At 70.6% G+C, this 8,149-nt stretch carries 7 protein-coding genes; 6 read left to right on the plus strand and 1 reads right to left on the minus strand.

From position 1 onward, the window contains the following. Nucleotides 1-64 precede the first annotated feature (64 nt). From ACIHAX_RS08420 to ACIHAX_RS08440, 5 genes are read left to right on the plus strand one after another with little or no spacing between them, the layout of a single operon-like run. Nucleotides 65-1,018, plus strand: a complete 954-nt coding sequence (locus tag ACIHAX_RS08420) for an ABC transporter permease (protein ID WP_397276545.1) — start codon at nucleotides 65-67, stop codon at nucleotides 1,016-1,018. Beyond that, nucleotides 1,012-1,863, plus strand: coding sequence for an ABC transporter ATP-binding protein (locus ACIHAX_RS08425; RefSeq protein ID WP_355080558.1), 852 nt, complete (start codon nucleotides 1,012-1,014; stop codon nucleotides 1,861-1,863). Before ACIHAX_RS08420 ends, ACIHAX_RS08425 begins: the two co-directional genes overlap by 7 nt. Further along, nucleotides 1,860-3,284 (plus strand): PLP-dependent cysteine synthase family protein, encoded by a 1,425-nt coding sequence (locus tag ACIHAX_RS08430; RefSeq protein ID WP_397276547.1) that lies wholly within the window; start codon nucleotides 1,860-1,862, stop codon nucleotides 3,282-3,284. The genes ACIHAX_RS08425 and ACIHAX_RS08430 overlap by 4 nt, the downstream gene beginning before the upstream one ends. Beyond that, on the plus strand, nucleotides 3,281-3,982 hold the full coding sequence (locus ACIHAX_RS08435) for a YcnI family protein (RefSeq protein WP_397276549.1): 702 nt from the start codon (nucleotides 3,281-3,283) through the stop codon (nucleotides 3,980-3,982). Before ACIHAX_RS08430 ends, ACIHAX_RS08435 begins: the two co-directional genes overlap by 4 nt. Beyond that, complete coding sequence (locus ACIHAX_RS08440; RefSeq protein WP_397276551.1) at nucleotides 3,979-5,550, plus strand: copper resistance protein CopC; 1,572 nt, start codon at nucleotides 3,979-3,981, stop codon at nucleotides 5,548-5,550. The genes ACIHAX_RS08435 and ACIHAX_RS08440 overlap by 4 nt, the downstream gene beginning before the upstream one ends. Before the next feature lie 94 nt (nucleotides 5,551-5,644). Here the strand turns inward: ACIHAX_RS08440 and ACIHAX_RS08445 are convergent, their stop codons facing one another. Then, a complete protein-coding gene (locus tag ACIHAX_RS08445) occupies nucleotides 5,645-6,385 on the minus strand; it encodes a class I SAM-dependent methyltransferase (protein WP_364434915.1) in 741 nt (246 codons plus the stop codon). Between the two features lie 407 nt (nucleotides 6,386-6,792). Between ACIHAX_RS08445 and ACIHAX_RS08450 the strand changes: the two genes are divergently transcribed. Beyond that, a complete protein-coding gene (locus ACIHAX_RS08450; protein WP_364434912.1) occupies nucleotides 6,793-8,085 on the plus strand; it encodes a glycosyltransferase in 1,293 nt (430 codons plus the stop codon). The last annotated feature ends 64 nt before the right edge of the window (nucleotides 8,086-8,149 follow it).

Genomic DNA, 8,149 nt, shown 5'->3' on the forward strand with positions numbered 1-8,149 from the left:
GGCCGACACCGCCCCCATCCGGGCCGATTCGACCTCTCCTGCGACGCGGCCGCCGGGAACCGCGGTGACACGTTATCCGCCGACGCTCGGCTTCGCGCTCGCCTGGGCGGTGTGGGCTCTGACCGCGGTGGTGACGCTCGCGGTCCCGGACGGACTGGACGTCGCGGCGCCGCTGGCGGCCGGAGTGCTGTTCACCGCCTGGACGGCGGCGCTCACGGTGTGGGCGGCCTACGCCTACCGCGACCGCGCGGCCACCCTGCGGCTGCGGTACTGGACACCGTGGATCGCGGTGCTCGGCGTCTGGGCGCTGTTCTGGGAATTCGCCACCGCCAAGACCGGGTGGCTGCAACCACCGCATTTCGCGTCGCCGCAGCAGATGCTGCTGGTGTTCTACAGCGACGCGGGACTGCTCGCGTCGAGCACGTGGCACTCGCTGCTGCTGCTGGCGGTCGGGTTCGTCATCGGCGCGGTCGCGGGCCTGAGCACCGGCATCGCTCTCGGCTGGTCGAAACTCGCTGCCTACTGGGGTAATCCGGTGCTGCAGACCGTCGGCCCGGTGCCGGCGGGCACGCTGCTGCCGGTGGTGCTGGTGCTGTTCCCCACCACTTACAGCGGCAGCATCTTCATGGTCGCGTTCGGTGTGTGGTTCCCGGTGGCGGTGCTCACCCGCGCGGGCATCGCGGGGGTCGCGCGTGGCTACTTCGATGTCGCGCAGACCCTCGGGGCGTCCAAGCATTTCCTCGTCTGGCGGGTCGCGGTGCCCGGCGCTCTGCCGAGCATCTTCACCGGACTGTTCATGGGTCTGGGCGCTTCGCTGGCCGCGCTGGCCGTCGCGGAGTTGCTCGGCGTGAAGAACGGTCTGGGCTGGTACATCCAGTGGACCAAGGGGTGGGCGGCCTATCCGCGGATGTACGCGGCGATCGTGATCATGGTGGTGGTGTGCCGCACGCTCATGCTGCTGCTGTTCCGTGTCCGCAACCGCGTGCTGGCCTGGGAGAAGGATCTGGTGCGATGGTGAGCGGCGCGGCACGCGGCAGCGCGGTCGAGATCGATGCGGTCTCACATCAATTCGCGGTGGCGGGCGCACGCCCGCGCAACGTCGTCGAGCGCCTGCTCGGGCGGCCCGCACCCGAACCGACCCGCGCCCAGCAACTGGGCCGGCTGCGGGTGCTCACCGACGTGTCCCTGCGGATCGAAGCGGGGCAGTTCGTCGCGTTGCTCGGGCCGTCGGGGTGCGGCAAGTCGACTTTGTTGCGATTGCTCGCGGGACTCGAGCGGCCGTCGCGGGGCGTGCTGCGCGCCGACGGTGCGCCGATCGAGGGCCCGGATCCGCACCGGGCGTTGATGTTCCAGGATCCGACATTGTTCCCGTGGCGGACCGTGGAGCAGAATGTCGCGCTCGGACCGCAGGCTCGCGGCACCCTGGCCGAGGACCGGACCCGGGTGGCCGAAGCCCTCGCACTGGTCGGTCTCGACGGTTTCCGGGACACGTATCCGGCGCAGCTGTCCGGCGGGATGGCGCAGCGGGTGGCGTTGGCGCGGGCGCTGGTGAACCGGCCGCGGCTGTTTCTGCTCGACGAGCCGCTCGGCAAGCTCGACGCGCTCACCCGCGCCACGCTGCAGACCGAGATCGTCCGGCTGTGGCAGGAGGACGGGTTCACCGCCGTGCTGGTCACCCACGACGTCGACGAGGCGTTGCGGCTGGCGGACCGGGTCGTGGTCTTCTCCGCCCGGCCCGGGAAGGTGGTGCGGGACGTGCCGATCGCACTGGCCCGGCCCCGCACGCATGATGATCCGGAATATCTGCGGCTGCGGGGCGAGATCCTGCGGCTGCTCGGCGAGACAGGCAGGGCCGTCGCATGACCGCAATTCACCCGCGCACGAGCGGGGTCTTCGACTCCGTCACCGACGCGATCGGCAATACCCCGCTGGTCCGGCTGAACCGGGTCACCGAGGGGATCACCGCGACGGTATACGTCAAACTCGAGTACCTCAATCCGCTGGGCAGCGTGAAAGATCGCGCCGCGCGGTCGATGATCGACGCCGCCGAGGCCTCCGGTGAGCTGCGGCCCGGCGGCACGGTCGTGGAGGCGACCTCCGGCAACACCGGCATCGCGTTGACCGCCATCGCCGCGACACGCGGCTACCGCACGATCGTGGTGGTGCCGGACAAGACCAGCCAGGAGAAGCTCGCGCTGCTGCGCGCCTACGGCGCACAGGTGCGGGTGACCCCGGGCGGGCGGCCGGCCGATCATCCGGAGCACGTGCGCACGGTCGCGACCCGGCTGGCCGCCGAGATCCCGGGCGCGTGGTTCGCCGGGCAGTACGACAATCCCGCGAATCCGGCGGCGCATCACCGGACGACGGGTCCGGAGATCTGGGCCCAGACCGGCGGGCGAATCACCCACTACGTCGCGGGCGTTGGTACCGGCGGCACCGTCACCGGCGCGGGCGAGTACCTCAAAGAGGTGTCCGGGGGCGCGGTCCGCGTGATCGGCGCCGACCCGGAGACCTCCGTCTACGGCGGCGGCGACGGTCGTGCCTGGTACGTCGAATCCGTCGGACACTACCGGCATCCCGACACCGAGGACGACCAGTGGCCCACCTCGTATCACCCCGCCGTCGTGGATCACATCGAGCGGATCGGTGACCCGGAGGCGCTGGAGGTGCTGCATCGCCTCGCCCGCGAGGAGGGGCTGTTGCTGGGCGGATCGTCGGGAACCGCGATCGCCGCCGCCCTGCGGGTCGCGCGGACACTGCGGTCGGACGACGTGGTGGTCGTCATCGCCCCGGACTCCGGTCGCTCCTATCTCACCAAATATTTCGACGACCAGTGGCTCGGCCGTTTCGGCTTCGCGCTGCGCGACCGAGTGACCGGACCGACGGTGGCCGATGTGGTGGGCGAGGTCGCCGGAAGTCCGCGCACCATCCCGTCGGATGCGACCGTCGCCCACGCTCGAACGCTGCTCGGCGCGGCACCCGCACTTCCGGTGCTGTTGCTGCGCGACGAGGCCGGACCGGTCGTGGTACCGGAAATCCTCGGCGCGGCGGTCGCGACGACGCTGGCCGGTGCGCCGGACGACGACCCCGTCATCGCTCATCTGGCACCGCCGCTGCCGGTGGCGGGCACCACGGAACCGCTGACCCGCGCCGCCGCCCGGATCTCCGGCCATTCCGGGCCGGTCGTGGTGGCGCACGAAGGGCGGGCCATCACGCTCGTCGACGCCGCGCGCATCACGGCCGCGGCGCGGGAACTCGGAGAACGACAGGGAGGTTCGCAGTGAGACGTCTCGCCGCCACGGCCGCGATGGTGCTGGCCGGGCTGTGCGCCGGACCGGGAATCGCGGCCGCGCACGTCACGGCCGGCGCACCGGACGCGGCCCCCGGCGGGTACAGCGTGGTCACGCTGCGGGTTCCCACGGAATCCGAGACGGCGGGCACCGTGCGGCTGGAAGTCGGCCTGCCTCTGGACCATCCGCTCGCCGTCGTACGCACCGCCACGACACCCGGATGGGATGTGTCGACGCGCCGCACCACGCTACCCGCGCCGATCGACAACGGGCACGGCGCGACGGTGACCTCGGCTGTGTCGTCGGTGACGTTCACCGCGCAACCCGGGTCCGCCGTGCGGCCGGGGGAATTCGGGGAATTCCGGCTGCTGCTCGGTCCGCTGCCGGATGTCCGGGAACTCGCGCTGCCCGCGATCCAGACCTACAGCGACGGCACCGTGGTCTCCTGGATCGAACGCAGCACCGACGGGACACGGCCCGACAAACCGGCTCCTGTGGTGCGTCTGAGCGCCGAATCCGGCCACAGCGGGCACCAGGCGCCCGGCGCCACCGCGGCGGCGTCCGCGCAATCGCCTGTAGCGGGGCAGAATTCGGATTCCGGTGGATGGGTCGATTGGATCGCGCTGGTGGCGGCGCTCGGCGCGCTGGCTCTGGCGGCGGCGCCGTTCGTGCGCGGCGCGCGCAGCCGGTGACCGTCCTGGCACGCGTACTGCTGGCCGGGCTGTCCGCGGTCGCGGCCGTATTACTGGCTCCGTCGGCGGTCGCGTCGGCGCATGCCGTGCTCGTCGCCACCGACCCCGCGTACGGTGCGACCATCCCGGACGCTCCGACGCGGGTGACGGTGCGTTTCGACGAACCGGTGACGGCGGCGGGCGCCGGTGTCACTGTCTCCGACAAGGACGGCCGCCGGGTCGACACCGAGGCGGTGTCGGCCGCCGACGGCGGCCGTGCCGTCGTGGTCGGAGTGCGGCCCGAGCTGCCCACTGGGACGTACCTGCTGAGCTGGGTGGTGCTGTCCGCGGACGGTCACACGGTCAGCGGTTCCAGTGTGTTCGGTATCCGGGTGCCGCCCGACCTGACCCTCGGCGATCCACCTCGTGATCCGATCGCGGTCACCGCCGACGGCGTAGCCAGGATGCTCACCGCCGTCGGATATCTCGGTGTGGTGCTCGCGGTCGGCGTCCCCGGGGTGACGTTGCTGGTGTGGCGTGCGGGGACCAGGACGGCGCTGGTCGCGCAACTGACCGGGATCGGGTCGGCCACCGTCGTCGCCGTCTCGCTGCTCGCGCTCGCCATGACACCGGCTCGCCTCACCGGCCCCGACGGCTGGGCCGATCCACAGGTGTGGGCGCAGGCTCTCACATCCTCGCCGGGTGTGGCGGCCGTGGTGCGCGCTGTCGGCGGTGCCGGGCTCGCGGCCGGTCGGTCGCGACCGAAAGTGATCGCCGTCGCGGGAGCGGTGATCGTCGTGGCGACGGCGGCGTCGGGCCACGCCCTGGCAGGGGGAGACCGACCCGCCGCGTTGTTCTCCACCGCGGTCCATGTGCTCGCGATGGCGTTGTGGGTGGGTGCCGTCGTGCTGGCCCTCGCGGTCCGGCGGCGGCCCGACCGATCCGCCCTGCTCCCGCGCTTCGGCCGCGTCGCGATCGCCGCCGTCACCGCGCTCGCGCTGACCGGCGTCTATCAGAGCCTCCGCTCGGTCGACCCGCTCGCGGCACTGTGGACGACGTCGTGGGGTCGGCTCCTGCTGCTCAAATCGGCGCTGGTGCTCGCCGCGGCCGGTGTGGTGCTCGCCGCGCGACGAATCGTTCGCGGCCGCGTTCCGCACTCGGCGCTGCCCCTCGAATTCGTCCTTCTGGCGGCCGTTCTGGTGGTGACCGGCGTCCTCGCGGGCACGACACCGGCCAGGGACGCCTACGACCCGCGGATCACGGTGACCGCCGACCTCGGCCGGGCACGAGCCGAGGTCACCGTCGACGGCGCCGGTGCGGGCGAACAAGAGCTGACCGTCCACCTGCGCGACGCGAGCGGAACTCCGATCGACGCCTCCGCCGTCACCGGCCGACTGACCCGTACCGGCGATGCCTCGGGCCCCATCGACGTTCCCTTCCGACGGATCGAGCCCGTCGAACTGGGCCCGCACTATTTCGTTTCCCAACCGGTGCGCGTTGCCCTCCCCGGCTATTGGCAGTTGCGGTTGACCGTCCTCCTGGACCGCACCACCGGCTATACCGCCACCGTGCCTTATCGCGTGTGGTGACGGGATCGGTACGCCCCAGCGCGTTCCGCGCGTTCGACTCACGAACGGCGAGGACACGTCGCCCCGGACGACGACGCAACCCGCAGCGCCGGGCTCAGCCGCCGGGCTTCTGCCAGACGGAGACGTGTCCGCGGCTCTCGCTGGTGAACGGTTCGCGTGTCCACCCGTCCCACCGCGCATCCAGCCGCAGGCCGGCGATCTCGGCCATCAGGTCCAATTCCGCGGGCCACACGTAGCGGAACGGAATCGATCGGTAACTGCCGCGTCCCTCGACGACCTCGATGTAGTTCGAACTCATCGTCTGCGTGGCGATGTCGTACTCGTCGTAGGCCCATTTCGACGATCCGGTCCGAGACAGCACCGTGTTGCGGCCGGGCGCCAGCCCGCGCAGTCCGGGCATCATGACTTCGACGACAAAGCGGCCGCCGGGTCGGAGGTGGGCCGCCGCGTTGCGGAAGCAGGCGACCTGACCCGCCTGGGTGGTCACGTTCATGATCGTGTTGAACACCAGGTAGACCAGCGAGAATCGTGACGTCAGCTTCGTAGACGCGAAATCTCCGACGGTCACGGCGATCTCGTCGCCGCCGGCCTTGGCACGCAACCGGGCGAGCATCGCGGGTGACGTATCGATGCCGTGCACGGGAACTCCGCGCGCGGCGAGCGGCAAGGCGATCCGCCCCGTTCCGATGCCGAATTCCAAGGCCGGGCCATCTTCGGCCGACTCTGCCAAAAAGGTCACCGCCGGGTCGACGACGCCCGGCTCGAACATCGCGGCCGAGGACTCGTCATAGCTGGCCGCGACCTGCTCGCCGAAGTAATCGTCGGTATCGCGCATCCGGGCACCGTAGCGCGCCGGATCCGCTTGACGCCCCTTGTTTTCCGGTCGGCTCGGCCGTGGGTTCCCGGGCCGCTACCTCCCAGCACTGAGAAGAACGCACCCCGGTCCGCGCCTAGTCTGGACGACGCCCGGTCGAGCCGGGATACTGGCCTGCGCCGGTTTCGCGGAACCGACCACGCCGGGTTCGGCGCGGTCCGTCGGCTCATCGTTCGAACGAAAGGACCAACTCTCGATTCTGCAGACAGGCAATCGGCCCGTTGAGAACGGCGGGGGGCCGAGTACCGTTCCGAACTCTGTCGAGCGAGCGGACGTCCGCGGGAGGCGGACCCCGACAACGAACCAGATGTCGGCCGATTCGTGGGATTCGGCCGGACGAGCCCAGTGCACGAGCGGAAGTCGATAGTATGCGTGTGGCCTTGTTGCCCGCAGGTACCCGGGGCGATCATCAACCATATCTCGCGTTGGCGCAGGAATTTCGCGCCCGCGGTCACGAGGTGGACATCACCGCCACCCGCAATCAAGCGCAGATCGTGCGCAACGCGGGCTTCGAACCCCATGTGATCCCCTTCGACGCCGCGGAACTGCTCGAGACGACCGCGGCCAAGCGGGCGCTGGCCTCCGGCAAGACGCTGCCGTTCGTGCGCATCATGCTCGACACGGTGCGGATCATCGAAGGTGAGCGCGGTGTCGCGATGCACGAGGTACTCCTGCGCGCCTGCACGTCCGCGGACGTCGTCGTCGCCTGCGCGTCGACGCTGCCGTGGGCGATGGAGTTCCGCGAGAAGACCGGGACGCCGGTACTGGGCTGCCTGCCCTATCCGCTCGAACGCACCGATGAGTTCCCGTCGTCGTTCATGGCGAAGAACATGACCTCGTCGCGCACGCTGTCACGGGCGAGCTACAGCCTGTTCGAATGGTCCTATACGTTCCTGTATCGCAAGGTCGACCGGCAATTGCGCCGTCACATGGGCCTGCCCGGCAGGCCGCGCAATCCTTTCCGGCGCCTGCGTGCGGAGCGGATACCGCTGGTCCACATGGTGAGCCCGATGCTGTTGCCCAAGCCGCACGATTGGCCGGACCGCGCGACGATCGTGGGCGCTTCCGTTCTGCCGCAGCCGCTGCGTGACGCCTGGGGCGAAGCGGTCATCGATCCGGAGCTCGACGCGTGGCTGGGCGAAGGGTCACCGCCCATCTATTTCTGCATGACCGGAATGCCCGTGCTGGATCCGGTGGAATGCCGCGAGATGATCGCGACGGTCTGCGCGCGCTTGGGCGCACGGGCACTCGTCACGGTGAAAGGCGAGGGATTCCCGAAAGGGTTCAGCGCCGACCGCAGCCTGCTGATCATCGATTCGTTCGACTACGACCGCGTCCTGCCGCGGTGCGCCGCGGTGGTGCACCACGGCGGCAGCGGCAACACCCATGACGTGGTGCGAGCGGGGATCCCGGCCGTGGTGATCCCGGTGCACAGCGATCAATTCTTCTACGGCTGGCGCATCGCCGCGCTCGGCATCGGAGCGACCTTCCCGTATCGCACGATCACCACCGATCGTCTGCATCGCGCGTTGGCGCAGGTCTTGACGCCCCAGGTGCGGCAGCGAGCGGCAGAGGTCGGCCACACGGCCGCGAAGGAGAACGGCGTGCCCGCGGCGGTCGACGCCGTCGAGAAACTCGCCGCCGCGACCCCCCGACCATGAGCTGCCGGTCGGCCGCCGCGGACCGATCGCGGCGGCGACCGGCGAGCGCACGACAACCGTGACC

It is taken from the genome of Nocardia sp. NPDC051929 (assembly GCF_044548645.1).
In the GTDB taxonomy this organism is placed as follows: Bacteria; Actinomycetota; Actinomycetes; order Mycobacteriales; family Mycobacteriaceae; genus Nocardia; species Nocardia sichangensis.